We start from the raw sequence: 25411 nt of genomic DNA, 5'->3' as shown, positions 1-25411 counted from the left end.
TCAGGTCCTGCGGGCGAGCAGCTGCACCTCGCGGAACTGCCGCTGGTCGGTCGGCTCGGGCTCGCGGACCAGCCGGGCCGTCTCGGCCAGTCCCGACGCCCGCAGGATCCCGGAGAGGTGGTCCGGCTCCCACCGGTGGGCCGTCGCCACCTTGTGGTCGTAGGCCTGCGTGGGGAAGGAAGGACCGTCGGTGGCCGGGAAGCCGAGCAGCAGGTGGCCGCCGGGGGCCAGGATCCGGTGGAACTCCGCGACCACGGCGGGGAGTTCGTGCGGCGGGGTGTGGATGAGGGAGAAGCGGGAGAGCACGCCGCCCAGCTCGCCGTCCGCGATGTCCAGTGCGGCCATCGATCCCACCTCGAACCGCAGACCCGGATACGCCTCCCGGGCCAGCGCGATCATCGCGGGGGAGGCGTCGACGCCGAAGGCCTTCAGTCCCAACTCGTCGAGATGGGCGGTCACATAGCCGGGCCCGCACCCCAGATCCGCGACCGGGCCGGCACCGCCCGCCCGGACGAGCTCGGCGAACGCGCCCAGGATCCCGCGCTCCAGCGGTCTGTCGCGCAGCGAGTCGCTGAACATCTCCGCGTAGACGGGGGCGACGGAGTCGTAGGCCTCGCGGGTGGTGCGCAGGGAATCGGCGTCGACCATGAGCGAACGGTAGCCCGTCGCCCCCCGGGTGGTTCGCGGGACGCCGGAAGTCCGCCCCACGGCCGTGCTCCCAGGGGCGGGGCGCGACGGGGGGCCGGAGGTGTTCAATGGCCGGATGACCGATGTTCTCGAGGGGTACGGCCTCGCCCTGCGGCGCTGGGACCCGGCGTCCGCCACCGATGTGGACGCATGGCTGCGCGGGCACCTCGACCCCGAATTCCGGCGCTGGAACACCCCGCTGCGCACGATCGTCGACACCGCCAGTGCCCGGGCGTCGCTGGAGGCGAAGGCCGCGGACGTGGACGCCGGGCTCGCCATGACGTTCTGCGTCACCGACGCCGCCGACGGGACGATCCTCGGACAGGTCTCCGTCAACGCGATCGACCGGATCCTGAGCAACGGCATCATCGGCTACTGGGTACTGCCCGAGGCACGCGGCCGGCACGTGGCCACCCGCGGTCTGCTGCTCGCCGCCCGCTGGGCGTTCGACGAGGTCGGACTGCACCGGCTGGAACTCGGCCACGCCCTCGGCCACGAGGTCTCCTGCCGGGTCGCCGAGCGGTGCGGATTCCTCTACGAGGGGACCCTGCGCGGAGCGATGTGGGAGGCGGAGCGCAGGGACGCCTTCCGGGACGTCCACCGCCACGGCCGCCTCGCGACGGACCCGGAGCCGAAGGCGCCGTGATGCGGGCCGGTACGGGCGGCGTGACCCAGGAGGGTGTGGGCCCCGTGCCCCGGGCCGGTGTGTGTGCCGTGACCCGGGCCGGTGTGAACCCCGTACACCGTGCCGTAAATCGGGGGCGGTGAGGGCGGGGGCTGCGCGACCATGCGGGGCATGCGACCGGACGACTGGCACCTGACCCACGATCTCGACGCCTTCCTCCAGCGCGCCGCCGACTTCCTCACCGCCCGGCCCGCGACGCACACCGTGCTGCTGACCGTGCTCGACGGTCTGCGCCGCGGGGGCGTGCACGCCTACGGTGAGGAGGACCCCCTGTTCGGTGTGCTGGAGACGGACGGCGAGGTCACCGCGGCGCTCCTGCGCACCCCGCCGTACTGGATCAACCTCACGCCCCTCACCGGCGAGCAGTCCGACTCCCTCGCCGCCCGGCTGGCCTCCGCCGGACACCGCCTGCCAGGTGTCTCGGCCGAACGCGACACGGCCGCCGCCTTCGTGGACGCGTGGAAGCGGCACGCCGGCGCGCAGGCCTCGCTCCGGTGGCGCCAGCGCCTCTACCGGCTGGGCGAGTTGACCGGGCCCGAGCCCGCCCCCGAGGGCGCCCCGCGGACCGCCGGCCCCGCCGACCGCGCCCAGGTGGCGCGCTGGTTCGAGGAGTTCGGCGCGAGCATCGGCGAGCGCGGTCACCAGGACGGCGGGGCCTGGGCCGACGCCCGTATCGCCCACGGCGGGGTCACCCTGTGGGAGACACCCGCCGGCACCCCCGTCTCGATGGCCGCCGTCACACCGGAGGTGGCCGGCCAGGTGCGCGTCACGACCGTCTACACCCCGGCCCACCTGCGCGGCCGGGGCTACGCGGGCGCGGCGACCGCCGAGGTCAGCCGCACCGCCCGCGCCTCGGGAGCAGCCGAGGTCCTGCTCTTCACCGACCTGGCGAACCCCACCAGCAACGGCCTCTACCAGCGCATCGGCTACCGCCCGGTGACCGACTTCGCGGTGTACGGGTTCGAGTGAGCGGGACAGGGCGTACCGCGGCGCTCTTTCGAGTGAGGGCGGGGAAGAGACAGGGCGGGGGCAAGACTTTCGAAGTACTTTCAAAGTCATGACTGAGAATGCGAATGCCGTCGTGAACTTCTCGGAGCTGGTGAACAAGAACAAACAGACTCTCGCCCGTCTCAAGGAGTCCCCCCGGCTGTTGCTGCACCGCAGAGACGGGGAGGACCTGGTCCTCACGACCGCGACCCGGGCGCAGCAGGACCAGACGGTGGTGTCGGCCGCCACGCGGATGCTGGCCGCGCTCGCGCGCCGGGAGCCCGGCAGTATGGAACTTCTCCTGGCCATACTGCCGGACGCCTTCCCCTGGATCCGCTTCCTGCCGGAGCCTGACGTCCACGCCTTCGCCGTGGAACTGGTCGACACCATGCGGGCCGCGGACTCCATCGGCAACAGCGCCTCCGTTGCCCAGATGCTCATCGCCTGGCAGCACACGGCCGAGGTCCACTCCGACCCGGAACTGCTGGCCGCGCTCAGCAGGGACCACGCCGAGGACTACGGTCCGGCCGTGGACCCCCGGGAGGCCGGATGAGCGCGGGCCGAGGAGACCGCGCCGCGCCGCCGGCACCGGAAGGACAGTGGGAGGTCCGCTTCGCCGACGCGGCTGCGGCGAAGGGCTGGGAGAACCTGGCGCAGCAGGCGCGCGAGAACACCTTCCGCGCCTGGACCGTCATGCGCGCGGACCCCGCACCGTCCGTGGAGACACCCCGGCACCACCGCCTGAAGGGCAGCCTGGCGCACGGCACGTATCGCGGGCAGACCTGCGAGCAGTGGCAGATCGAAGTGACGGGTGGGGGGCGCGTCTGGTACCTCCTGGACACGTCCCGTGACACCTGCTGGATCACGTTCGCCGGGACGGGGCATCCCCGCGCCACGGACCGCGCCTGAGCCCTGGTCGCAGCGGGTGGTCGGCTCCACCCGCCGTGATGTCGAGGATGAGCGCGCGGAGGGCTTCACGGGCCCTCACGGCCACAGCAACTGTCGTGACCAGCTGTCCCCGTCCCTGCCGTACGTCAGCCGTACGTGCCGTCGCCGTTCGTCGCCCTGGAAGAACTCCACCTGGTCGGGGCGCAGCCGGTACAGGGTCCAGGTCGGGGACGGTGCGGTCGGGTTCCTGCGGGCCTCGTCCCAGGCCTCCTGGGAGACCCGCGCCAGTTCCTCCGGTGAGGTCAGGGCCTCGCTCTGGCGGCCCGTGAGCGCGGCGGCCAGGGCGCCCGTCGAGCGGGCGTGCAGGTCGGCCTGGGACTCCTCGGAGGGGGCGGAGGTGACCGGGCCCCGGACGCGGACCTGGCGGCCGAGCCGGGGCCAGTAGAAGGTGAGGGCCGCGTACGGGCGGGCGGCGAGCTGGCGGCCCTTGCGGCTGGTCGCGTGGGTGGCGAAGGCCCAGCCGGTCGCGTCGGCGCCGTGCAGCATCACGATCCGGGCGTCCGGGAGGCCGTCCTCGCCGGCGGTCGCGAGGGTCATGGTGTGCGGCTCCCGCTCGCCCGCCGCGACCGCCTCGGCGAACCAGGCCGTGAAGAGGTCCACGGGATCGCCCGGCGCCCGCGCGGTGTCGAAGGGCGGCAGTTCGGTCACCTCCGGGTCCCACACCCGCAGTGACCGCAGCAGCTCATGAAGATCCGTAGCCATGCCCCGAGTATCCGGTCATCCGGTCAGTGCCGGGCGAACTGCACCCCGGTCGCCTGGACGGCGTCGGGCCGCACGGCGACGCCCTCGACGGTCAGCCGCTCGCCGTGGATGTCGGTGAGCCTGATCGCGCTCCCGCACCCGCTGCCCTGCTCGGAGAGGAAGTAGTTGTACTCGGTGCGCGCCAGCCGGACCCAGCCGCCGCTCGTACGGACCTCCAGGCGGGCCAGCGGATTGCGGTGGCCGATGGCCTGGATGCCGCACCAGTACGGGCTGGAGCCGGTCTTGTAGCGGATGGAGACGGTGTCGGAGGTGGCCGGGCTCACCAGGTTCCAGGTGATGGCGACACGGCCGGCCGAGAGGGGGGCGAGCCTGGCGAAGGCCTGTTGGCTGAGGTCGAGCTGGCCGGGCTGGCAGGGGGCCGGGCACTCGTTGGTGATGCGGACCGTCACGGACCTGCCGCCCGCGTGGACGGCCACGTACGCGCCGCACGCCTTCGACGTCTCGTAGTCGGCGGTGTTCATCGCCGCGGTCATGACGTCGGAGGTCGGGCCGTAGGAGCAGGCGCCGTCGCCGTTCCCGGCGTCGTAGGAGGTGGCGACACCCTGGTAGGTGGTTCCGGGGCGGATCCGGCCGGCCAGGGACGTGCCGGTGGAGGTGCGGGTCCGGGTGGTGGGCGTGGCCGGGGGACGCCTGGACGCGGAGGCGGCCGGGCTTGCCGGGCCGCCGGCCGACTCGCTCGCCCGGGGAGTCGGGGACGCCGTGGACGGCGTCGGCGACCGCGTCGGCTCCGTCGCCGTGGGGGAGCCGCCGAGCTGGGCGCCCGCCGCGGGCGCGACCGCGTGCGGCCCGTCGCCGGAGCCGCCGTCGGGGCGGAAGGCCATCACGAGCGAGACGACGAGCGCCACGGCCGCCACGGCGACGGCGGGGACGAGCGCGGGGTGCCGCCGGGGGCGGGAGCGGCGGTGCGAAGGGGATTCCACAGCTGAGTCCTTCGGTCGGGCGAGGCTCCGGTGCGGGGAGCGTCCGCCTCACCAGTCGCCACGGAGCCCCCGGAGGTTGCCGTGACTGCATACGGCCACGGGTCCCTCCGGGTTCACCGCCCGTCTCACCGTCCCAGCACCACCGTCCCCGAGGAGCAGAACCACCCGCCCGTGCCGGACGCCACCCCGAGGCGCGGCACCTCCCCGTCCCCCGTGCGCACCTGTCGTGCCCCCGCCTCCCCCCGCAGCTGCCGTACCGCCTCCACCAGCAGGAACAGCCCCCGCATTCCGGGGTGCTGGGCGGACAGCCCGCCGCCGTCGGTGTTCACCGGCAGCTCCCCGCCGACCCGCAGCCGCCCCTTCTCCACGAACGCCCCGCCCTCGCCCTTCGCGCAGAAGCCCAGGTCCTCCAGGGTCACCAGCGTCATGTAGGTGAACGCGTCGTAGATCTCGGCGAAGTCCATCTCCTGCGGCCGCACCCCCGCCCGCTCGAACGCCAGCCGCCCGCTGACCGCCGCCGGGGACACCGTGAAGTCCTCCCACTCCGACAGGCTCCCGTGCGAGACGTGCTCACCGGTGCCGAGGATCCACACCGGGGCGGTGCGGCAGTCCCGTACGTACTCCTCGGCCGCCAGCAGCACCGCCGCGCCGCCGTCCGAGCGGATGCAGCAGTGGAGCTTGGTGAACGGGTCGGCGATCACCGGGCCGGACAGGACGTCGTCGACGGTGACCGGGGCGCGGAACATCGCCTCCGGGTTCAGCGCCGCGTTCGCCCTCGCCTGCACCGCGATCTCCGCCAGCTGCTCGATCGTCGTGCCGTACTGGAGCATGTGGCGGCGGGCGGCCATCGCGTACTTGGCGATCAGGGTGTGGCCGTAGGGCGCCTCGAACTGGAGCGGGCCGCGCGCGCCGAAGGCGAAGGTGCCGGTGCGGCGGCCGGCCCGGATGTCGGCGCGGGCCGTGGAGCCGTAGACCAGCAGCACGGCGTGCGCACGGCCGGCGGCGATCGCGTCGGCCGCGTGCGCGGCCATCACCTCCCAGGTGGAGCCGCCGACGGAGGTGGAGTCGACCCAGGTGGGGCGCAGGCCCAGATAGTCCGCGACCTCGACGGGGGCGAGGGTGCCGAGCCCGGCGGACGCGAAACCGTCCACCCTCGACCGGTCCAGCCCCGCGTCCGCGAGCGCCCGGCGGGCCGCCTGGGCGTGCAGGGCGTAGGGGGTCGCGTCGTCCACCCGGCCGCAGTCGGAGAGCGCGACACCCACCACCGCCACCTTCCGGCTCCCCGCAGTCACGAAGGGCCACCTCCCTCTGGGCATCTCGTTCCCGGACTCCTAATATGACGGACCGTCAGATCCGGAGGGAAGTGCCATGGACGCCAGCTTCACCGCCGAACAGGACGAGATCCGCCGCACACTGCGGGAACTGCTCCACAAACGCTGCGGCCCCGAGGAGCTCAGGGCCGCCCTCGCCGCCCCCACCGGACACGACCCCGCCCTGTGGGCCGCCCTCGCCGAACAGCTCGGGCTGCCCGGCCTCGCCCTCCCGCAGGCCTACGGCGGTGTCGGCTGCCCGCCCACCGACCTCGCCCTCGCCGCCGAGGAGACCGGCCGGGCCCTCGCCCCCACCCCGCTGCTCGCCACCTCCGTCCTGACCGCGCCCCTGGTCCTCGCCCTCGGCACCGACGCCCAGCGGGCCCGCCTGCTCCCCCGCGTCACCGACGGCGCCCTGACCGCCGCCCTCGCCGTCCCCGCACCCGCCCTCGCCACCGCCCTCGCCCTGACCGGGCCGGGCGGCGGCGACTGGTCCGGCGGGGGCCGCGCCGGAGGCGTGCAGGCCCGGCGGGCCGAGGGCGGCTGGCGGCTGTACGGGGAGGCCGCGCAGGTGCTCGACGGGCACAGCGCCGGGCTGCTGGTCGTCGCCGCGCACACCGGCGGGTTCGTACGGTCGCGGACCCTGCTGTTCCTGGTGGCGGGGGACGCCGCCGGGGTCGTCCGCAGACGGCAGACCGCGCTGGACGCCACCCGGCCGCAGGCCCGGGTCCAGCTGCGGGACGTGGAGGCCGAGGTGCTGGGCCACGAGGACGCGGACGTCTCCGGGGCGCTGGCCCGCGCCGGTGACTTCGCCGCCGCCTTCCTCGCCTGCGAGGCCGTCGGGGCCGCCGGCCGGGCGCTGGAGCGGACCGTCGAGTACCTCGGGCAGCGGAAGCAGTTCGGCCGGCCGATCGGGTCCTTCCAGGCGGTGCAGCACCGGCTGGCCGATGTGTACGTCCGCATCCAGGCCGCACGGTCCGCCGCCTGCTACGCCGCCTGGGCGACCGGCCGGGGGGAGCGCGTCGGGGGCCTCGCGCTCGCCCAGGCGCTGGAGGCGCTGCGCCTCGCCGCCGCCGAGGGCGTCCAGCTGCACGGCGGCATCGGTTTCACCTGGGAGCACGAGGCGCACCTGTACTTCAAGCGGGCCGCGGGCGACGAGCTGCTGTTCGGGCCCGTGCACCGGCTGCGCGCGCACGCGGCCGACGAGGCCGGGCTGTTCGAGCGTACGGAGGTGACGGTGTGATCGGTGTCCGGGTGGTGCAGAAGGTGTCCTCGACGCGGACCTTCGCGAAGGTCGCCCCGCACGTCGTACCCGCCCTCGACCGGGCCGTCCACCGGCTCACCCGGGGAAAGGTGCTGCTCAGCGCCCAGATGCTGCCCGGGGTGATCCTCACCTGCACCGGTGCGAGAAGCGGGCGGCCGCGCCGCACGCCACTGGCCTGCATGCCCGGCTCCGACGGCCGGAGCTGGATCCTCGTCGGCTCCAACTTCGGCCGCCCGGGCCATCCCGCCTGGACCGCCAACCTCCTCGCCCACCCCGACGCCGGGATCAGCTGGAAGGGCACCGACATCCCGGTGACCGCGCGGCTGCTGGAGGGGGAGGAGCGGGCGGCGGTCTGGAAGCAACTGCTGGCGTTCTGGCCGCCGTACGCGACGTACCAGGCGCGGGTGGAGCGCGAGATCCGGGTCTTCCGGCTCACCCCGAGAAACTGAGGCCCGCCCCGCCGCACGGCCGCCCTTCGGGCGACGACGGGAAAGTGACGACAGGTCCTAGGCCGTGTCCGCAACGTCACGCCGCGAGGCCCGCCGCCCTGCGGGCGAACGGCGGGACCTTGCGGACACGGCCTAGAACGCCCGCTGGATCAGCAGGAACGCCCCGATGCCCAGCATCGCGGCGCCGGAGGTGCGGGTGACCGCGCGGGCCGCCGCCGGGCGGGCGCCGAGGAGCCGGCGGGCCAGGACGCCGACCGTGAGGTAGACGGCGGCGCAGCAGGCCATGTGCAGCAGGCCGAGGACGGCCGTCTGGGCGGCGACCGGCAGCCGGTCCTCCCCGCCGGCCAGGAACTGCGGCAGGACGGACAGGTACAGCAGCAGCCCCTTGGGGTTCAGTCCGCTGATCGTGGCGCCGCGCAGGAAGCCCCGGCCCTCGGCCGCGGCCTCTCCCGCCACCGGCACGCCCGGGCGGCGCAGCACCCCCCAGCCCAGCCACACCAGATACGCAGCCCCGGCCGCCGTCAGTCCGGTCAGCAGGGCGGGCGAGCCCGCGACCAGGACCGCCAGGCCCGCCGCCGCCAGCACGGTGTGCAGGGCGTAGCCGCTCACCAGGCCGCCCACCGCCGCGCCCACCGGGCGGCCGCGCAGCCCGGCGGAGATCACGTACGCCCAGTCGGCGCCCGGTACGCAGACCAGCAGCAGGTCCACGGCGAGGAATGAAAGCAGCGTTCCCGAGTCCATGAAGGGGACATTAGGCGCGATGTGGCCGAAAATGTTACCGTTCTTTTCCTGAAACCAGAGGGTTCGGGGGAAGATTTTCCCCATGGACGACGTGGACCGGAAAATCCTTGCCGAGTTGCAGCAGGACGGGCGGCTGACCGTGACCGAGCTGGCCGCGCGGGTGCGCCTGAGCGTCTCGCCCTGCCACCGGCGGCTGCGGGAACTGGAGCGGTCCGGGGCGATCAGCGGATACCGGGCGGTGGTGGAGCCGGCGGCCGTCGGGCTGACCTTCGAGGCGCTGGTCTTCGTCTCGATGCGGCAGGAGGACCGGGACACGGTCGCCGAGTTCGAGCGGGCGGTGGGCGAGGTGGAGCACGTGCTGGACGCCCAGCGGCTCTTCGGGGAGCCGGACTACCTGCTGCGGGTGGCCACCGCCGATCTCGCCGCCTTCCAGCGGCTGTACGACGAGCGCCTCGCCACCCTCCCGGGTGTGCAGCGGCTGACCTCGACGCTGGTGATGAAGCACGTGGTGAAGGACCGGCCGCTGCCCGCATAGAGCGGCAGGCGGTGGCTCACCTGAGTGAACCACCGCCTGCCAGACAGGACTTGACCGTGGAAAAAGGTGCGCGTGGGGTGCGCGGGGGCTACTTCGTCGGCTTCTTGCCGGTGATGCCCAGATGCACCAACAGCGCCAGGTTCGGCTTGAGTTCAGCCTGCTTGACACCCCACGACTGGAAGCCCTTCTGGTGCGAGGCGACCGCCGCGAGCATCGCGACCAGCGAACCGGCGACCGCGGCCGGGTTCACGTCCTTGTCGACCCTGCCCTTGGCCTGCAACTCGGCGACGGCGTCCGCCAGGGAGTTGTTCACCGAGTTGAGGATCTTCATACGGAGTTTGTAGAAGCGCTTGTCGCCCTCGGCCGCGCCGAGGTCGACGACGCGGAGGATCGCGTCGTTCTTCTTCCAGAAGTCCAGGAACCCGTCGACGAGTTCCTGCGCCGTCTGCCAGCCGGCCTTGCCGACCCACGAGCGGCCCTCCAGCAGCTCGGTCAACCCGGCTCCCTCGGCGGCCATTTGCTCGGCGATCTCCAGGACGGCGCCCTCGACGTCCGGGAAGTACTGGTAGAAGGTCGCGGGCGAAGTGCCCGCCTTCCGGGCCACGTCGATGACCTTGACGTCCCGGTACGGAGAGGAGCTGAGCATCTCGCTGAGGCAGTCCAGCAGCTTCTGCCGCGTCGCCTGCCCGCGCCGACCGGCAACGCGGCCGTCGACGGTACGCACTTGTCCTGTCATGTCGTCAGCTTACCGAGGGGTGATCGGAGCGCGATTCGGCCGACTGCAAATGGGGTGCGGGGAGGTCCCGGGGAGGGTGTGCTGGTCTGCGCGTTGCGTGAACCGCCGTTAGTTTGGCTGCATGGCCGAAAACAGGGCATCGGTGAACACGGAGGGTGGCGCCCGGGGCGTCCCCGAGGGCGTCCCGTGCTGGGTGGACGCGCAGCTTCCCGACGTGGACGCGGGCAGACGGTTCTACGGCGAGCTCTTCGGATGGACCTTCGAGCAGGCGTACGGCGCCTCCGTGTGGGCCCGGCTGGGCGGGGCGCCCGTCGCCGCGCTCGCCCACAAGACGGACGGCCGGATGCCCACCGTGTGGACGGTCTACTTCTCCACCCCCGACGCCGAGGCCACCGCCCGGCGGATCCTGTCGGCCGGCGGGCAGCTGGTGATGCCCCCCTTCCCGGTCGACGGCCTGGGCACGGCGGCCCTCGCCGCCGACACCGAGGGCGCCGTCTTCGGCCTCTGGCAGCCGGGCAGCCACTCCGGCTTCGGCGTCCGGCACCTCCCCGGCGCCTTCGCCTGGGCGCAGCTGTACGCCCGCGACACCGAGGCCGCCAACACCTTCTACGGCCACCTCTTCCACGACGCCCTCTTCGGCCCCGGCGCGGAACCCGACTTCGGCCGCGCGCCCGTCGCCGACGTCTTCCCGGAGGTGATGCCGCCGCACTTCCTGGTCCACTTCGGCGTCGAGGACTGCGAGGCGGCGCTCGGCACGGTGGGACGGCTCGGCGGCCGGGTCCAGGCGGGCCCGTTCTCCGCCTCGTACGGCACGGTGGCCGTCGTCACGGACAATCAGGGGGCGTCGTTCGCGCTGCTCCAGCGTTGAACCACGTACTTGAGTACCTGCTGAAGTACCGTCCGACGTGCAGTTTCGTCCGTATATGAGATGAGACACCCCGATTGCCCCCGGGTTCGCAACCGGCCGCTCGGCCAGGAAGAATCTGGGGTGCGTGCCGCCATGGCGGTGCGGTGGTGAGACGCTGCACTTCGGTCGCGTACACATAGTGGGAGACGTGGCCCGTACGGGGAGGTGGCAGGCAAGTGGTGGATCAGCTGACGCAGCACGATCCGCGGCGGATCGGGCCGTTCGAGGTGCTGGGACGGCTGGGTGCCGGCGGCATGGGGCTGGTCTATCTGGCACGCTCGGCGTCGGGCCGGCGCGTGGCGATCAAGACGGTCCGGACCGAACTGGCCGAGGACCAGCTCTTCCGCGTGCGGTTCACGCGCGAGGTGGAGGCGGCCCGCGCGGTGTCCGGTTTCTACACGGCCGCGGTCGTCGACGCCGACCCGCGCGCCGCCGTGCCGTGGCTGGCCACCGCGTACGTGCCGGCGCCCTCGCTCGAGGAGATAGTGAACGAGTGCGGGCCGCTGCCGGCCCAGGCCGTGCGCTGGCTGGCGGCGGGCGTCGCGGAGGCGCTCCAGTCCATCCACGGCGCCGGGCTCGTCCATCGTGACCTCAAGCCGTCGAACGTCCTCGTCGTGGAGGACGGCCCCCGGGTGATCGACTTCGGCATCGCGTCCGGTGTCTCGAACACGCGTTTGACGATGACGAACGTGGCCGTCGGCACTCCGGCCTACATGTCCCCGGAGCAGGCGAAGGACTCCCGCAGCGTCACCGGCGCCAGCGACGTCTTCTCGCTCGGCTCGATGCTCGTCTTCGCCGCCACCGGTCATCCGCCCTTCCACGGCGCCAACCCGGTCGAGACGGTCTTCATGCTCCTGCGCGAGGGCCCGGACCTGGAGGGCCTGCCCGACGAGCTGCGCCCGCTCATCGAGTCCTGTATGCAGATGGAGGCCACGGCCCGCCCCAACCCGGCCGACCTCCAGGCCCAGCTCGCCCCCCACCTCTTCGGCTCCGGCTCCGACGACAGCGGTACGGCGTCGGCCTGGCTGCCCGAGAAGGCGGTCACGCTCATCGAGACCCGCCGCGGCGGCCGTCCGGCGCCCAAGCCGGCCCCGGCGGGCCCGCGCAGCGCCGGCCGGGGTGCCGTGGCCCCGCCGCTGCCGGTGCCGCCCCCGCCGTCCCACGACCCCGTCGTCCCGGGGCCGGTGCCCGCCGTGGTCGGCGCCCCCGACACCGGCCCGGTCCGGCTGCCGGGCGCGGCCGTGCCGATCGGGCCCGGCCCGCGCGTCGCCGACGTGCGCGCCACCGCCGCCGTGAAGGCCCCGCTGCCCGAGCCCGGCCTGGTCGCCAACTGGACCCGGGTGCGCCCCGGCGTCAACGGCGCCGACACCGGCCTCGCGGCCACGCAGCCCGCGCCCCCGGAGACCACCCCGGCGGGCTGGCGTCCCTGGCGGTTCCGCATGTCGAACGACGTGTGGGGCACCCCGGCCGTCTCCGGCGACCTCGTCTACGTCACCTCCTTCGAGGTGCACGCGCTCGATGTGGCGACCGGACGGCGCCGCTTCAAGACCCGGGACGTGGCCTGGTCGATGGCGGTCGCGGACGGCCGTGTGCACGCCTCCGACGGCCCCACCCTGTTCGCCCTGGAGGCCCGTGAGGGCCAGGACCTGTGGCGGCTCCAGACGGACGCCTGGGTGTACTCCCTCAAGGCCGACCGGGGCACCGTCGTCACCGCCACGCGCGGCGGCGGCGTCCAGGCCTGGGAGGCCTCCAACGGGCAGAAGCTGTGGGAGATCACCGGCTGCCAGACCGACTTCGAGTCCCCCGAGGCGGGCCCCGCCCTGCACGACGGCACGGTCTTCGTCTGGCAGGACGCCCGGCTCAGAGCCCTGGACGCCCGCACGGGCGAGGAGCGCTGGTCGTACCCCATCGGCGACGCGGCCTCCTGCGGCGGCGTCCCGGTCCGGGTCACGCCCGCCCCCGACGGCTACGCCTACCTCTCGGCCGGCACCCGCGTCATCGCCGTCGACGTGGCGAGCGGCATGGTGCGCTGGCACTTCGAGGCCCCGGCGGTGTTCCTGTCCCCGCCGGCCTTCGTCCCCGGCCCGGCCGTCACCGGCGGTGGCGTGTACCTCGCCGACTACCTCGGCACGGTCTACGCCCTCGACGCCGCCGACGGCCGTGACCGCTGGCGCATCGCGACGGAGTCCCGGGCGTCCGTCGAGCCGGTGCTGGTCGCCGCCGGGCACGTCCACGTGGGCAGCGGCAAGGGCCTCTACACCCTGGACGCCGTCACCGGCACGCCCAAGTGGCGCTTCCAGGCGGGCGGCGACATCGTGGGCGCCCCGGCGGTCGCGGAGGGCCGTATCCACTTCGGCTCCACGGACCACCTGCTCTACACCCTCAAGGCCGACGACGGGCGGCTGCGCTGGAAGCTGGCCACCGGCGGCGAGATCACCGGCTCCCCGGTGGTACGGGACGGCGTGGTGTACGCGTGCAGCAAGGACCGCTGTGTGTACGCGCTGGACGCGGAGAAGGGGACCGGGACGGCACGCACGGCGTGAGCCGGTCCCGGCGGGCGCCCGGGAGGCCCGGGTCCGGGACGGCCGTCGTACGGGGCTGCACGGAAGGGGCCAGACGGCGGCCGTCGCTGCGGGGAGCGGCCCGTTCGCCGCTCTCACGGCAGACGCTACGCCCCGTGTCGTCCGGTCGCCAGGCAGTGACATGACCGTGACAGCCGTTGTCTAGTCTGGCGGCATGAATCCACGGGGGCACGGAAGGCTCAGGTTCGCGGCGGTGGCGGTGCTGGTCGTACTGGCACTGACCGGTTTCTCCACGGGGAGGAGCCGCGGCCACGGCAGCGGTGAAGGCGGGGGCGGCGGCGGGTGCAGCAGCTCCGGCCAGGACCACGACGGGTCCTCGTCGAGCGGTGGTTCCGGCGGGTCGCGGTACCACGACGACGACTACGACGACGACACCAGCGTCTCGGGCGGCTCCTCCGGGAGCACGCAGCCGGCGGAGGTCCAGGACGCCACGACGGTCCTGCTGAGCTGTGCGACGAAAAAGACACCGTACGCGACGGTCCGGGTCGACAACCCGAACGCCGTCGACGCCACCTTCTCCTTCGAGGTCGAGTTCCTGAACGACCAGGCGGACGTGGTCTACCGCAAGCCCATGACGGCGTACGTCTCGGCGGACGGCTCGACGCGCGTACCGGTGAAGGTGGACGACACCTCGCTGTTCTCCCGGTTCGACCACTGCCGGGTCGACCCGTACGCGCCGGCCGTCGACTGACCCAGGCGTCCAGGCGCGCGCACACCTGAATGGCCTCCTCGACGCGGCCGACGAGGGGCGCGTGGCGACCGTGCACCGTGACTCCGGACGCTCGGCGGTCGTGGACGTGGAGCGGCTGCGACACCATCTGTCGCTGGTCCGGCCGTCGAAGGCGGAGGTGGTCGCCTAGGGGGTGTTGTGAAAGTCCCGCACAGCACCCGCGGCGCCCGGCACGCACCCTCGCCGCACCGGCCAAAGGCCCAAGTAGCTCCGCTAAGAGGGCCTTCGTCCGGCACGCCGAGGGCACGCACCGGACACCGCGGGCACCGCACTGGACTTTCACAACACCCCCTAAGCGAACGGCCGGTCCGTATTTCTGCCCGGCCCCCCGCCGGCCGCCGACGGGGCCACGTTCGACGAAGCCATGGCGGAGATGATCCAGGTCGAGCGTCGACCGGGTGATGGATCACGCCGCCCTGCTGGTCTCGGTACAGCCGCTCAGCGAATCCGGGGCCGCGACGTCGACCGTCCCGCGAACAGCTCCGCCTGCCGTTCGCCCGGCAGGTTGCCCAGGGCGATGAGGTGCGGCGCCTGGGCGAAGCCCGCCGTGCGTGCCGTCTCCGTCGCCGACCACAGGGCCCGTACGGTGCCCTGGACGCCGGCCGGCGGGTAGCCGGCTACGACGGCGGCGCAGGCGACGGCGGCCGCCAACGCCGCTCCGGTGTCGGTGAGTTCGGAGACCAGGCCGATGTCGTGGGCCCGTCGGGCGGAGATCCGTTCGGCGGTGCCCATCAGCATCATCCGCGCGGCCTCCCCGTACGGCATCCGCTGCGCCATCAGCACCGACTCGTAGGCGCTGACCATGCCGTAGGTGGTGTGCGGGTCGAAGAACACGGCGTCCGCGCCCGCCACGACGAACTCGCACTCCCCGAGCAGATAGAAGGCGCCCCCGCAGGCCATCCCCTCCACCGCGGCGACGACCGGCTTCCACAGGTCGTTCGCCTTGGGCCCGATGGTGAGGAGGGGATCGTCCTGCATGTAGGGGGAGCCGGGCTGCGGGACGACCGCGTCCCGGTCGATGCCGGTGCTGAACGCCCGCGTCCCCGCCCCGGTGAGCACCACCGCCCGCACGCCGTCGTCGTACCGCAACCCCCGCCACGCCTCCCCGAGTTGCCGGGCGGTGTCGAGGTCGATGGCGTTGAGCTTCTCCGGCCGGTCGAGGGTGACGACGGCGACGCCGGTGTCCTTGTCGACGTCCAGACGCACGCTCACGGCCGCTCCAGGACCCACTGCGGAAGCCCGCGTTCGTCGAAGACGGCCTGCACCCGGGCGCCGATGCGGATCCGTTCGGCGGGGAACGAGTCGAGCCGCGCGCCGGGACGGCTGACGAGGTTCCCGACGAGCCGGATCCGGGGCGCCTCCGCGAGTTCGACGACGATCACGTTGTACGGGGCCTGCGCCGCGTAGTCGGGCAGGAGCGGCGGGTGCGGGACGACGTACGACCAGATCCGGCCCCGTCCGGACACCGGCCGCCACTCGCTCGCGAAGGACTGGCAGTGCGGGCAGCAGGGGCGGGGCGGGAAGCGGGGTTCGGCGCAGTCGGCGCAGGCCTGGACACGCAGCTCGCCCTGGGCGGCGTACTGCCAGAAAGGGGCTCCGTCGGAGTCGGTGACGGGGTTCAGCACGGGTCAGCTCCTCAGCAGCAGGGCGGAGGTGGGGACGCCTTCGCCGGCGGTGACCAGGCAGGTGGCGGCGCCCGGGACCTGGGCGGTGCTGGTCCCGCGGAGCTGCTTGACGCCTTCGTTGATGAGGTTGAATCCATGGACGTAGGCCTCGCTGAGCCCGCCCCCGCCGGTGTTGAGGGGCAGCCGCCCGCCGATCTCCAGGGCGCCTCCCTCGGTGAAGGCGCCCCCCTCACCCCGCCCGCAGAACCCGTACCCCTCCAGGGAGAGCGGGACGAGGGGCGTGAACGCGTCGTAGATCTGGGCCACGTCGACGTCGGAGGGGGTGAAGTCGGCGTGCTTCCACAGGTGCCGGGCGGCCGACCAGGCGGGGCCGGTGAGGGGGTCGTCGTTCCAGTAGTTGACCATGCCGTGGTGCTGGGCGGGCAGTCCCTGGGCGGCGGAGTGGACGTAGACGGGCCGCTGCCGGCAGTCTCGCGCCCGCTCCCGGCTCACCACCACGCAGGCCAGCGCCCCGTCCGTCTCCAGGCAGTTGTCGTAGAGGCAGAGGGGTTCGCTGATCCAGCGGGAGGTCATGTACATCTCGCGGGTGAGGGGGCGCTCGTACATGATCGCCGCCGGGTTCTGGTTGGCCCGGTTGCGGCAGGCGAGGGCCACGTTGAACAGGTGGTCGCGGGTCGCGCCGTACTCGTGGAGGTAGCGGCGGGCCAGCATGGCTATCTCGTCGACGGGCCGGAGCAGGCCGAAGGGGCGGGTCCACTGGGCCGGGGTGGGCAGCTGGACGGCGGTGTTGGTCCAGGGCCGGGGGCCGCTGCCCCGCTTCCGCGACCGCCAGGCGACCCCCACGGTCGCCTGCCCGGCGGCGATCGCGGCGGCCAGGTGGGCGACCGTGGCGCACGAACCGCCGCCGCCGAATCCGACCTTGCTGAAGAAGGTCAGATCCCCGAAGCCGACGGCCTTCGCGAGCTCGACCTCGTCCGTCTCCTCCATGGTGTACGAGGCGAGCGCGTCGACCTCGCCGGGGGAGATCCCGGCGTCGTCGAGCGCGGCGAGGACGGCCCGGCAGGCGAGGGTCCGTTCGTCCTCGGGGAGGTGCTTGGCGAACGGGGTCTGACCGATGCCGACGACGGCGGTGGCGTCCTTGAGGCCGGTCGCTCCGGGCATGCTGCACGCACCTCCACAGGCGGACAACGCGGCTGACAGGCCGTCAGGTTACCGCTAATCTGACGGACAGTCAGCTAGTGGGGAGGCCGGGCGTGCGCGGTGACGTGGAGTGGGGGACGATCCCCCGGCTGGTGAGCCGGGCGGCCGAGCGGTACGCGGACACCGAGGCGGTGGTGGAGGGCCGTACGCGCATCTCGTACGGCGAACTCGGCGCCCGGGTGGAGCGTGCCGCGGCGGCATGCCTGGCGAACGGGGTGCGGGCGGGCGACCGGGTGGCCGTCTGGGCCCCGAACTCCCTCGACTGGATGGTCGCCGCACTGGGCGCGGTGACGGCGGGCGCCGTCCTGGTCCCGCTCAACACCCGTTTCAAGGGCACCGAGGCGGCGGACGTGCTGCGCCGCAGCGGGGCGCGGCTGCTGTTCGTGACGGGGACGTTCCTGGGCACCTCGTACGTGGCGTCGCTGCGGCGGGCTGCCGGGGAGGGGCCCGCGCACGGGCGGGGCCCGCTGCCGGGGCTGCCGGCGCTGGAGCAGGCCGTGGTCCTGTCGGACGACGCCCCGGCGGACTTCCGGACCTGGAAGGACTTCCTCGCGAGCGGCGAGGGGACCGGGGCGCGGGAGGTACGGGAGCGGGCGTCGGCGATCCGCGGGGAATGGCCCTCGGACATCGTCTTCACCTCCGGCACGACCGGCCGTCCCAAGGGCGCGGTCATCACGCACGCGCAGACGCTGCGGGCGTACGAGGTGTGGTCGGACCTGGCGGGTCTGCGGGAGGGCGACCGCTATCTGATCGTCAACCCCTTCTTCCACACCTTCGGCTACAAGGCGGGCGTGATCGCCTGTCTGATGCGGGGCGCGACGATGATCCCCCAGCCGGTGTTCAACGTGGACACGGTCCTGGCGAACGTGGCGTCGGAACGGGTGTCGGTGCTCCCGGGCCCGCCCACGCTGCACCAGTCCCTGCTGGACCACGCCTCACGGGCCGCCTACGACCTGTCCGCCCTGCGGCTGGTGGTGACGGGCGCGGCGGTGGTGCCGCTGCGGCTCGTCGAACGCCTGCGGGGCGAACTGGGCGTGGAGACGGTCCTGACGGCGTACGGCCTCTCGGAGGCGAGCGGTGTCGTCACGATGTGCCGCCGGGGCGACGACCCCACGGTCATCGCCTCCACCTCGGGACGCGCGATCCCCGGCACCGAGGTGCGGGTGGCTGCGCCTCCCGGGCAGCCGGGCGAGATCCTGGTCCGCGGCTTCAACGTCATGCGCGGCTACTACGAGGACGAGGCGGCGACGGCGGAGGTCCTCACCCCCGACGGCTGGCTGCGCACGGGCGACATCGGCGTCCTGGACCGGGCGGGGAACCTGCGCGTCACCGACCGCCTGAAGGACATGTACATCGTCGGCGGCTTCAACGCGTACCCGGCGGAGATAGAGCAACTCCTGGGCCTCCACCCGGACGTCACCGACGTGGCCGTCATCGGCGTCCCGGACGCGCGGCTGGGAGAGGTGGGCAAGGCGTACGTGGTCCGGCGCCCCGGAGCCGTCCTCACCGGCGACGACCTGATCGCCTGGGCACGACGCGAGATGGCGAACTACAAGGTCCCGAGATCGGTGGCCTTCGTCACGGAACTCCCGCGGAACGCGAGCGGGAAGGTGGTGAAGGGGGAACTGCGCGGTAGGGGCTGACCCGAGGGCCGCCCCCCCACACACACGCCACGGCCGCGACGGCTCCCCCTCCGCGCCGCCGCGGCCGATCCCCGTGAAGGTGGCTCTCGTCAGACCGTCTCGCCCGTCGCGTGGAAGTCGGACGGCGTGTTCAGGGGCTCGGTGGTGGCGTGGAAGTCCTTGGTGGTGATCTCCGAGTCCTCCGCGGCGGCCGCGTCCGTGGCCGGCTTGGACTCCGTGATGATCGCCGGGGCTTCGGCCTTCTCGCTGGTCGCGTGGAAGTCGGCAGGCTTGACGGTGCCGGTGTTGTCGGCCATGAGGTGACTCCTAGAAGCGTGAAACGTAAGGGCATCGTTGGCTGCGAGACCGCCCGGCAGCTCCCCCGTGGATTGCCGGGCGGTCTCGTGAGGCCGTTCACCTTAATGGCGCGGCCTTCGCACCGAGCCGTCTGCCCCCCGACGCGACGGTCCGGCGCAACTGAGAATGCCGGGCGGCGATAAACGAATGATGAACGCCCCCTCACCCGACCGGCGTCGAGGCCAGCAGCCCGCGTACGGTGGCCGCCTCCGGGGACCTCGACGCCTCGAACACCGAGAGCGCCTCCTGCCAGCACACCTTCGCCCGGTCGGTCTGACCGATGCCGTGCAGACCGCGGCCGAGGGCCGTGAGGACGTTGGCGCGGCGCCAGTCGCCGCCGATGCCGTGCAGGACGGCGAGGGCCTGTTCGGCGCAGGCCGCCGCGCGGGCCGGGCTGTGGTCGGTGAGATGCAGCTCGGCGAGCCGGAAGAGGGTCATGCCGTGCCACAGCTGCTGCCGCGCGTCCTGGAACATGCCGAGGGCGTCGGTGAGCGTCTCCAGCGCCAGCGCGGTCTCTCCGGCGCTCGTCAGCGCCAGTCCCAGCGCGTACTTCCCGTTGGCGAGGCGCAGGGCCATGCCGGTGTCGTCGCGCTCGTAGATGGTGACGCCCTGCCGGGCCAGGGTGACGGCGCTCTCGGTGCGGCCGGTGGCCAGGTGGACCCGGGACAGGTTGCACAGGGCGCTGGCCTCGCCCGGGGTGTTCCGGTCGGCGCGGAAGGCGGCGAGCGCCTCGGTGAGGTGCTGCTCCGCCTCGTCGTGCCGCCCGTTGTAGAGCGCGATGATGCCCTGCTGGTTCGGCGCCTGGGCGCGGACGACGGGGTCCTCGGCGGCGCGGCCCAGCTTCAGCGCCTCCCCCGCCTCCCGGTCGGACTCGCCGAACTGTCCCGAGACCCCCAGGATGTGGCTGTGCATCAGGCGGGCGCGGCCCTCGGCGTAGGGGTCGCCCGTCCGCTGCGCGGCCGCGACCACCGCGGTCGCGGCCAGCACGTACTGGCGTGAGCTGATCCCCGACTCGCCGAGGTCGACGGCCGCCACGAGCAGATCGGCCGCGCGCCGCAGCATGCCCGCCGTGCCGGCCTGCTGCACGGCCGCCAGCAGCCCGCTCGCCTCCGTGAACAGCCAGTCCAGCGCCCGGCCCCGGTCGGTGAAGGCCAGACCCGGGTAGCTGCTCCGGCTCAGGTGGTCCAGCACCCGCTCCCCGGGCCGCTCGATCGCGTACACCCCCGCCGCCGTCGCCAGATAGAAGTCCAGCAGGCGGGACGTCGCCGCCTCCCGCTCGCTGGGGGGCTGTTCGTCGCGTTCGGCGCAGGCGCGGGCGTAGAGGCGGACCAGGTCGTGGAAGCGGTAGCGGCCCGGCGCCGCCGACTCCAGCAGGGACGTGTCGACCAGGGACTCCAGGAGGTCCTCGGTGTCCTCCGGCGGCAGGTCCAGGACCGCCGCGGCCGCCGCCAGGGAGATGTCCGGGCCGTCCGCCAGGCCGAGGAGGCGGAACGCGCGGGCCTGGGACGGCTCCAGCGCGCCGTACCCCAGCTCGAAGGTGGCCTTCACCGCCAGGTCGCCGGCCTGGAGCTCGTCCAGCCGGCGTCGCTCGTCGGCGAGTTTCGCCGCCAGGACGGACACCGTCCAGGTGCGGCGGGCCGCCAGCCGGGACGCCGCGATGCGGATCGCCAGCGGCAGGAAGCCGCACGCCGCCACCACGTCCAGCGCGGCCTCCCGCTCCGAGGCCACCCGCTCCTCGCCCACGATCCGGGTGAACAGGGCGAGCGCCTCGTCGGGCGACATCACGTCCAGGTCGACCAGGTGCGCCCCGGCCAGGTCCACCATCCGCACCCGCGAGGTGACCAGCGCCGCGCAGCCCTCCGCGCCCGGCAGCAGCGGCCGTACCTGGGCGGCGTCCCGCGCGTTGTCCAGCAGGACCAGCACCCGGCGTCCGTCCAGGACCGAGCGGTACAGCGCCGCCCGTTCCTCCAGGGAGTCCGGGATCGCCGACTCGGCGGTGCCGAGGGCGCGCAGGAAGGCGCCCAGGACGGTCTCCGGCTCCGCGGCCCTCGCCCCGGCCCCCTGCAGGTCCACGTACAACTGCCCGTCGGGGAAGGCCGGGCGGGCCTGGTGCGCCACGTGCACGGCGAGGGTCGTCTTGCCCACGCCGCCGATCCCCGCGAGGGCCGACACCGCCATGACCCCGCCGGCGCCGCCGCCTCCGGCTTCCGCCAGCACCTCCCCGAGCTCCTTCACGAAGGCCGCCCGCCCGGTGAAGTCCGGCACCGTCGCCGGGAGTTGCGCGGGCCGCACCCGCACCACCGCCGGTTCCGCCGCCGGTGCGGAGGGTTCGGCCAGTTCCGGGTCGGCCTGGAGGATACGGCGCTGCAGTTCCCGCAGCCCCGGCCGCGGGTCCACCCCCAGCTCCTCCGCCAGCAGCCGCCGCGTGTCCGCGTACACGGCCAGCGCCTCGGCCTGCCGCCCGCTGCGGTACAGCGCCAGCATCAGCAGTTCACGCAGCCGCTCCCGCAGCGGGTACGCGGCCGTGAGCGCCGTCAGCTCCGAGACCGCCTCGGCGTGGCAGCCCTGCTCCAGGTCCATGTCCAGCCGGGACTCCAGCAGTCCGAGCCGCCACTCCTCCAGCCGGACCCGCTGCGCCTCCGCGTACGGCCCGGGCACCCCCGCGAGCGCCTCCCCGTCCCACAGGCCCAGCGCGCGGTTCAGCACCTCGCGGGCCCGGGTCAGGTCCCCGGCGCTGCGCGCCTTCTCCGCCTCCGCCGCGCACTCCTGCGCCACGGCGAGATCCAGGGCGCCCTCGCCCAGCCCCCGTACGGCGTACCCGCCGGACTCGCTGACCAGTACGCCCGGGTCCAGCACCTTCCGCAGCCGCGAGGCGTACGTCCGCACCGCCGCCAGCGCCTGCGAGGGAGGCTCCTCGCCCCACAGCGCGTCGATCAGCTCACCGGCCGTCGCCGTGCGGCCCTCGCGCAGCAGCAGGGCGGCCAGCAGGGCGCGTTGCTGGGGGGACCCGGTGTTCAGCTGTTCCTCGCCGCGCCGGGCCCGCACCGGGCCGAGCACGTCGAAGCGCAGTGCCGCCGGCTCCCCCGAGGAACCGGGGCGCCTCTGCTCCGGCACGCGCGGGCCGCCGTGTTCTCCACGGTCGTCCATCAGGGCTCCCCTTAGGCATCCGAATGACCCGCTCAGTTTGCCCTGTCCGTGCCGTGACCGTCAGCCTGCACGGGCGTGCACACATCCCTCACATCCGGTAGGCGCACATCCCCGCGGAGTCGATCAGGTCCGGCCGGTGCGCACTAGCTGACGACCCGTCAGATCAGCGCTACCGTGCCCCCATGGAGACCTCACCGACGCCCGTGGCACCGCTTCCGCCGATCATCTCCGTCGACGACCACACGGTCGAACCCCCCACCGTCTGGCAGGACCGCCTGCCCAAGAAGCACCTCGACACCGGCCCGCGCATCGTCCGCGCCCCGCTGAAGGAGATGACCTTCCTCGGCGGCCACTTCAAGCCCGTCATGGGGGCCCCGGGCGACGACGGTCCCGTCGGCGACTGGTGGGTCTACGAGGACCTCAAGCGCCCCCTCACCCGCCTCGACACCGCCGTCGGGTGCAGCCGGGACGAGATCAGGCTGGAGGTCATCACCTACGAGCAGATGCGCCCGGGCTCCTACGACGTCCCCTCCCGCCTCGCCGACATGGACGTCAACCACGTCCAGTCGGCCCTGTGCTTCCCCACCTTCCCGCGCTTCTGCGGCCAGACCTTCACCGAGGCCGCCGACCACGAGCTGGGCCTGCTCTGCGTGCGCGCCTACAACGACTGGATGGTGGAGGAGTGGTGCGGCCCGCAGGCACGGGGCCGGCTGATCCCGCTCACCCTCATCCCCCTGTGGGACGCCGACCTGGCCGCCGCCGAGGTCCGCCGCAACGCCGAACGCGGCGTCCGCGCCGTCGCCTTCTCCGAGATACCCCCGCACCTCGGCCTGCCCTCGGTCCACACCGACTACTGGGACCCGTTCCTCGCCGCCTGCGACGAGACCGGCACCGTCGTCGCCATGCACATCGGCTCCAGCAGCCGTATGCCCTCCACGTCGGCGGACGCCCCGCCGGCCGTCGGCTCGACGATCACCTTCGCCAACTGCTGCTTCTCGATGGTCGACTGGCTGATGAGCGGCAAGTTCGAGCGCTTCCCGCACCTCAAGGTGATGTACGCGGAGGGCCAGATCGGCTGGATCCCGTACATCCTGGAGCGCGCCGACGTGGTGTGGGAGGAGAACCGGGGGTGGGGCGGGGTCGCCGAAAAGGTCCACCGGCCGCCGTCCGAGCTCTTCGCCGACCACGTCTACGGCTGCTTCTTCGACGACGCCTTCGGCCTGCGCAGCCTGGACTCGATCGGCGTCGGCAACGTCCTCTACGAGACCGACTACCCCCACTCCGACTCCACCTGGCCCAAGTCCCGCGAGGTCGGCGAGGCCCAGATGGGCCACCTGGACCCGGCCGTGGTCGAGCGGATCGTCCGGGGCAACGCCATCGACCTGCTGGGGCTGACGCCGGACGGCCTGTGGAGTCCGCGGTGAGCCTCGCGTACGGCATCCAGCTCCCCGTCCAGTCCCAGTCCACGCTCTACGCCGAACCCTGGGAGGCGGGCGCCGGACCCGCCGACCTCGTCGAGGTCGCCCGCGCCGCCGACCGGGCCGGCTTCGCCTACGTCGCCGCCTGCGACCACGTGGCGATCCCGCGCCGGCTCGCCGGGGCCATGAGCACGGTCTGGTACGACCCGGTGGCCACCCTCGCCCATCTCGCGGCCGTGACCGAACGCGTCCGGCTGCTCGCCCATGTCGCCGTCGTCGGGCTGCGTCACCCCCTGATCACCGCCAAGCAGTACGCCACCCTGGACCACCTCAGCGGCGGCCGGCTCGTCCTCGGCGTCGGCGCCGGGCACGTACGGGAGGAGTTCGAGGCGCTCGGGGTCGGCTTCGAGCAGCGGGGCGCCGTCCTGGACGAGACGATCGACGCGCTGCGGGCCGCGCTGGGCGAGGAGGAGTACCCGGCGCACCACGGCAAGCTGTTCGACTTCGAGGGGCTCGGGCAGCGGCCCCGGCCGGCCCAGCCCAGGGTGCCGCTCTGGGTCGGCGGCTCCTCCCCGGCGGCGGTCCGCCGCGCCGCCCTCAAGGGCGACGGCTGGCTTCCCCAGGGCGATCCGAGGGACCGGCTGCCCGCGCAGATCGAGACCATCGCACGGCTCCGGGGCGACGGCGCGCCGTTCACGGTCGGCGCCATCACCGAGCCCCTGTACCTCGGTACGCCCGCCTGGGACGTCGGCCGCCGCACCCTCACCGGGCCCCCGGAGGCCCTCGCCGCGTCCCTGCGCGCCTACGGCGCGATGGGCGTGCACCAGATCCAGGTCAGGTTCCGCTGCCGGAGCCGCTCCGAACTCGTCGACCAGATCGAGCGGTTCGGATCCGACGTAGGCCCCCTCCTCTGAGAAGACCCGTAAGGAGACCCCATGGGCAAGCTCGACGGACGCGTCGTCCTCGTCACCGGTGCCGCGCGCGGGCAGGGAGAGCAGGAGGCGCGGCTGTTCAGGCGGGAGGGCGCCGAGGTCGTCGTGGCCGACGTGCTCGACGACCAGGGCCGGGCCCTCGCCGAGGAGATCGGCGCGCTCTACGTCCGTCTCGACGTCGGCCGCGAGGAGGAGTGGGCCGCCGCGGTACGGGCCGCCAAGGAGGCGTACGGCCATCTCGACGGGCTGGTGAACAACGCCGGGATCCTGCGCTTCAACGCCCTCGTCGACACCCCCCTCGACGAGTTCATGCAGGTCGTGCAGGTCAACCAGGTCGGCTGCTTCCTGGGCGTGCGGACGGTCGCGCCCGAGCTGTCCGACGGCGGCACCATCGTCAACACCGCCTCCTACACCGGGCTCACCGGCATGGCGGCCGTGGGCTCCTACGCGGCGACCAAGCACGCCGTGCTCGGCCTCACCCGCGTCGCCGCCCTGGAGCTGGCGCCCCGCCGGATCCGGGTGAACGCGGTGTGCCCCGGCGCCATCGACACCGCGATGTCCAACCCGGCCCGGCTGGACCCGGACGCCGACCCCGAGGAGACGACCCGCGCCCTGGACTCCCTCTACCGCAAGCTGGTGCCGCTGGGCCGGATCGGCCGCCCGGAGGAGGTGGCCCGGCTGGCGCTGTTCCTCACCTCGGAGGACTCCTCCTACATCACCGGACAGCCCTTCGTGATCGACGGAGGCTGGCTCGCCGGCGTCTCGGTCATCTGATGGTCCGTCAGCTATTGACCATCCGTGCGGCCGGTGCCACAGTCGGCGGCAGTCCGCTGAATCTGACGGACCGTCAGTGAACGAATGGACCGC

General features: G+C 73.5%; 25 protein-coding genes. 14 read left to right on the top strand and 11 right to left on the bottom strand.

Translation table 11 applies throughout. The features are described from left to right. Positions 1-648 (bottom strand): class I SAM-dependent methyltransferase, encoded by a 648-nt coding sequence (locus tag ACFY2L_RS28715; protein ID WP_390823845.1) that lies wholly within the window; start codon positions 646-648, stop codon positions 1-3. A gap of 115 nt (positions 649-763) precedes the next feature. Between ACFY2L_RS28715 and ACFY2L_RS28710 the strand changes: the two genes are divergently transcribed. From ACFY2L_RS28710 to ACFY2L_RS28695, 4 genes are all read left to right on the top strand, one after another. Further along, entirely contained in the window at positions 764-1333 is a 570-nt protein-coding gene (locus ACFY2L_RS28710; protein ID WP_390660370.1) for a GNAT family N-acetyltransferase, read from the top strand. 150 nt (positions 1334-1483) lie between these two features. Continuing rightward, the gene (locus ACFY2L_RS28705; protein ID WP_390823844.1) at positions 1484-2341 is read left to right on the top strand and encodes a GNAT family N-acetyltransferase; all 858 of its coding nucleotides are present in this window, start codon (positions 1484-1486) and stop codon (positions 2339-2341) included. 88 nt (positions 2342-2429) lie between these two features. Continuing rightward, the gene (locus tag ACFY2L_RS28700) at positions 2430-2912 is read left to right on the top strand and encodes a hypothetical protein (protein ID WP_390660368.1); all 483 of its coding nucleotides are present in this window, start codon (positions 2430-2432) and stop codon (positions 2910-2912) included. Next, positions 2909-3268, top strand: coding sequence for a hypothetical protein (locus ACFY2L_RS28695; RefSeq protein WP_390660367.1), 360 nt, complete (start codon positions 2909-2911; stop codon positions 3266-3268). Before ACFY2L_RS28700 ends, ACFY2L_RS28695 begins: the two co-directional genes overlap by 4 nt. Positions 3269-3343: 75 nt before the next feature. Here the strand turns inward: ACFY2L_RS28695 and ACFY2L_RS28690 are convergent, their stop codons facing one another. The 3 genes from ACFY2L_RS28690 to ACFY2L_RS28680 form a co-directional block, all read right to left on the bottom strand. Continuing rightward, the gene (locus tag ACFY2L_RS28690) at positions 3344-4009 is read right to left on the bottom strand and encodes a pyridoxal 5'-phosphate synthase (RefSeq protein WP_390823843.1); all 666 of its coding nucleotides are present in this window, start codon (positions 4007-4009) and stop codon (positions 3344-3346) included. Between the two features lie 23 nt (positions 4010-4032). Beyond that, positions 4033-4989 carry an expansin EXLX1 family cellulose-binding protein gene (locus tag ACFY2L_RS28685; protein WP_390823842.1) on the bottom strand — a complete coding sequence of 319 codons (957 nt, stop codon included), beginning with the start codon at positions 4987-4989 and terminating at the stop codon, positions 4033-4035. A 125-nt stretch (positions 4990-5114) separates the two neighbouring features. Next, the gene (locus tag ACFY2L_RS28680) at positions 5115-6281 is read right to left on the bottom strand and encodes an acetyl-CoA acetyltransferase (protein ID WP_390823841.1); all 1167 of its coding nucleotides are present in this window, start codon (positions 6279-6281) and stop codon (positions 5115-5117) included. A 76-nt stretch (positions 6282-6357) separates the two neighbouring features. Between ACFY2L_RS28680 and ACFY2L_RS28675 the strand changes: the two genes are divergently transcribed. Then, entirely contained in the window at positions 6358-7542 is a 1185-nt protein-coding gene (locus ACFY2L_RS28675; protein ID WP_390823840.1) for an acyl-CoA dehydrogenase family protein, read from the top strand. Beyond that, complete coding sequence (locus ACFY2L_RS28670; protein WP_390660362.1) at positions 7539-8012, top strand: nitroreductase/quinone reductase family protein; 474 nt, start codon at positions 7539-7541, stop codon at positions 8010-8012. The genes ACFY2L_RS28675 and ACFY2L_RS28670 overlap by 4 nt, the downstream gene beginning before the upstream one ends. Before the next feature lie 132 nt (positions 8013-8144). On the opposite strand, the gene ACFY2L_RS28665 is transcribed toward ACFY2L_RS28670, so the two are convergent. Next, positions 8145-8753 (bottom strand): LysE family translocator, encoded by a 609-nt coding sequence (locus ACFY2L_RS28665; protein WP_390660361.1) that lies wholly within the window; start codon positions 8751-8753, stop codon positions 8145-8147. Positions 8754-8835: 82 nt separating this feature from the next. Between ACFY2L_RS28665 and ACFY2L_RS28660 the strand changes: the two genes are divergently transcribed. Next, positions 8836-9288 carry an Lrp/AsnC family transcriptional regulator gene (locus ACFY2L_RS28660; protein WP_390660360.1) on the top strand — a complete coding sequence of 151 codons (453 nt, stop codon included), beginning with the start codon at positions 8836-8838 and terminating at the stop codon, positions 9286-9288. An 88-nt stretch (positions 9289-9376) separates the two neighbouring features. Here the strand turns inward: ACFY2L_RS28660 and ACFY2L_RS28655 are convergent, their stop codons facing one another. Continuing rightward, complete coding sequence (locus tag ACFY2L_RS28655) at positions 9377-10012, bottom strand: TetR family transcriptional regulator (RefSeq protein WP_390660615.1); 636 nt, start codon at positions 10010-10012, stop codon at positions 9377-9379. Between the two features lie 133 nt (positions 10013-10145). Here ACFY2L_RS28655 and ACFY2L_RS28650 point away from each other — a divergent pair, with 133 nt between their 5' ends. The 3 genes from ACFY2L_RS28650 to ACFY2L_RS28640 all read left to right on the top strand — a co-directional run bounded on the left by ACFY2L_RS28650 (position 10146) and on the right by ACFY2L_RS28640 (position 14204). Then, entirely contained in the window at positions 10146-10892 is a 747-nt protein-coding gene (locus ACFY2L_RS28650; RefSeq protein ID WP_390660359.1) for a VOC family protein, read from the top strand. Positions 10893-11107: 215 nt separating this feature from the next. Further along, complete coding sequence (locus ACFY2L_RS28645; RefSeq protein WP_390660358.1) at positions 11108-13474, top strand: PQQ-binding-like beta-propeller repeat protein; 2367 nt, start codon at positions 11108-11110, stop codon at positions 13472-13474. 193 nt (positions 13475-13667) lie between these two features. Continuing rightward, positions 13668-14204 (top strand): hypothetical protein, encoded by a 537-nt coding sequence (locus ACFY2L_RS28640; RefSeq protein WP_390823839.1) that lies wholly within the window; start codon positions 13668-13670, stop codon positions 14202-14204. Between the two features lie 477 nt (positions 14205-14681). On the opposite strand, the gene ACFY2L_RS28635 is transcribed toward ACFY2L_RS28640, so the two are convergent. Genes ACFY2L_RS28635 through ACFY2L_RS28625 form a run of 3 tightly spaced genes read right to left on the bottom strand, consistent with a single transcriptional unit; the run spans position 14682 to position 17029 of the window. After that, complete coding sequence (locus ACFY2L_RS28635) at positions 14682-15455, bottom strand: enoyl-CoA hydratase/isomerase family protein (protein WP_390823838.1); 774 nt, start codon at positions 15453-15455, stop codon at positions 14682-14684. Then, on the bottom strand, positions 15452-15868 hold the full coding sequence (locus tag ACFY2L_RS28630) for a Zn-ribbon domain-containing OB-fold protein (RefSeq protein WP_390660355.1): 417 nt from the start codon (positions 15866-15868) through the stop codon (positions 15452-15454). Before ACFY2L_RS28630 ends, ACFY2L_RS28635 begins: the two co-directional genes overlap by 4 nt. A 3-nt stretch (positions 15869-15871) precedes the next feature. Then, complete coding sequence (locus tag ACFY2L_RS28625) at positions 15872-17029, bottom strand: lipid-transfer protein (RefSeq protein WP_390823837.1); 1158 nt, start codon at positions 17027-17029, stop codon at positions 15872-15874. 92 nt (positions 17030-17121) lie between these two features. On the opposite strand from ACFY2L_RS28625, the gene ACFY2L_RS28620 reads away from it, so the two are divergent. Then, positions 17122-18711: a FadD3 family acyl-CoA ligase gene (locus ACFY2L_RS28620; protein WP_390823836.1), complete on the top strand. Its 1590-nt coding sequence runs from the start codon at positions 17122-17124 to the stop codon at positions 18709-18711. 89 nt (positions 18712-18800) lie between these two features. Here the strand turns inward: ACFY2L_RS28620 and ACFY2L_RS28615 are convergent, their stop codons facing one another. Continuing rightward, on the bottom strand, positions 18801-19007 hold the full coding sequence (locus ACFY2L_RS28615; RefSeq protein WP_390823835.1) for a hypothetical protein: 207 nt from the start codon (positions 19005-19007) through the stop codon (positions 18801-18803). Positions 19008-19209: 202 nt separating this feature from the next. Then, entirely contained in the window at positions 19210-22194 is a 2985-nt protein-coding gene (locus tag ACFY2L_RS28610) for a BTAD domain-containing putative transcriptional regulator (RefSeq protein WP_390660351.1), read from the bottom strand. Between the two features lie 182 nt (positions 22195-22376). Here ACFY2L_RS28610 and ACFY2L_RS28605 point away from each other — a divergent pair, with 182 nt between their 5' ends. From ACFY2L_RS28605 to ACFY2L_RS28595, 3 genes are read left to right on the top strand one after another with little or no spacing between them, the layout of a single operon-like run. Further along, a complete protein-coding gene (locus tag ACFY2L_RS28605) occupies positions 22377-23618 on the top strand; it encodes an amidohydrolase family protein (RefSeq protein WP_390660350.1) in 1242 nt (413 codons plus the stop codon). Beyond that, a complete protein-coding gene (locus ACFY2L_RS28600) occupies positions 23615-24526 on the top strand; it encodes a TIGR03619 family F420-dependent LLM class oxidoreductase (RefSeq protein WP_390660349.1) in 912 nt (303 codons plus the stop codon). Before ACFY2L_RS28605 ends, ACFY2L_RS28600 begins: the two co-directional genes overlap by 4 nt. Before the next feature lie 21 nt (positions 24527-24547). Then, entirely contained in the window at positions 24548-25318 is a 771-nt protein-coding gene (locus ACFY2L_RS28595) for an SDR family NAD(P)-dependent oxidoreductase (RefSeq protein ID WP_390660348.1), read from the top strand. Positions 25319-25411 lie beyond the last annotated feature (93 nt).

Origin of the sequence: Streptomyces sp. NPDC001381 (assembly GCF_042895685.1) — a bacterium.
Classification (GTDB): domain Bacteria; phylum Actinomycetota; class Actinomycetes; order Streptomycetales; family Streptomycetaceae; genus Streptomyces.
This window is presented reverse-complemented; position numbering and strand designations above follow the sequence as displayed.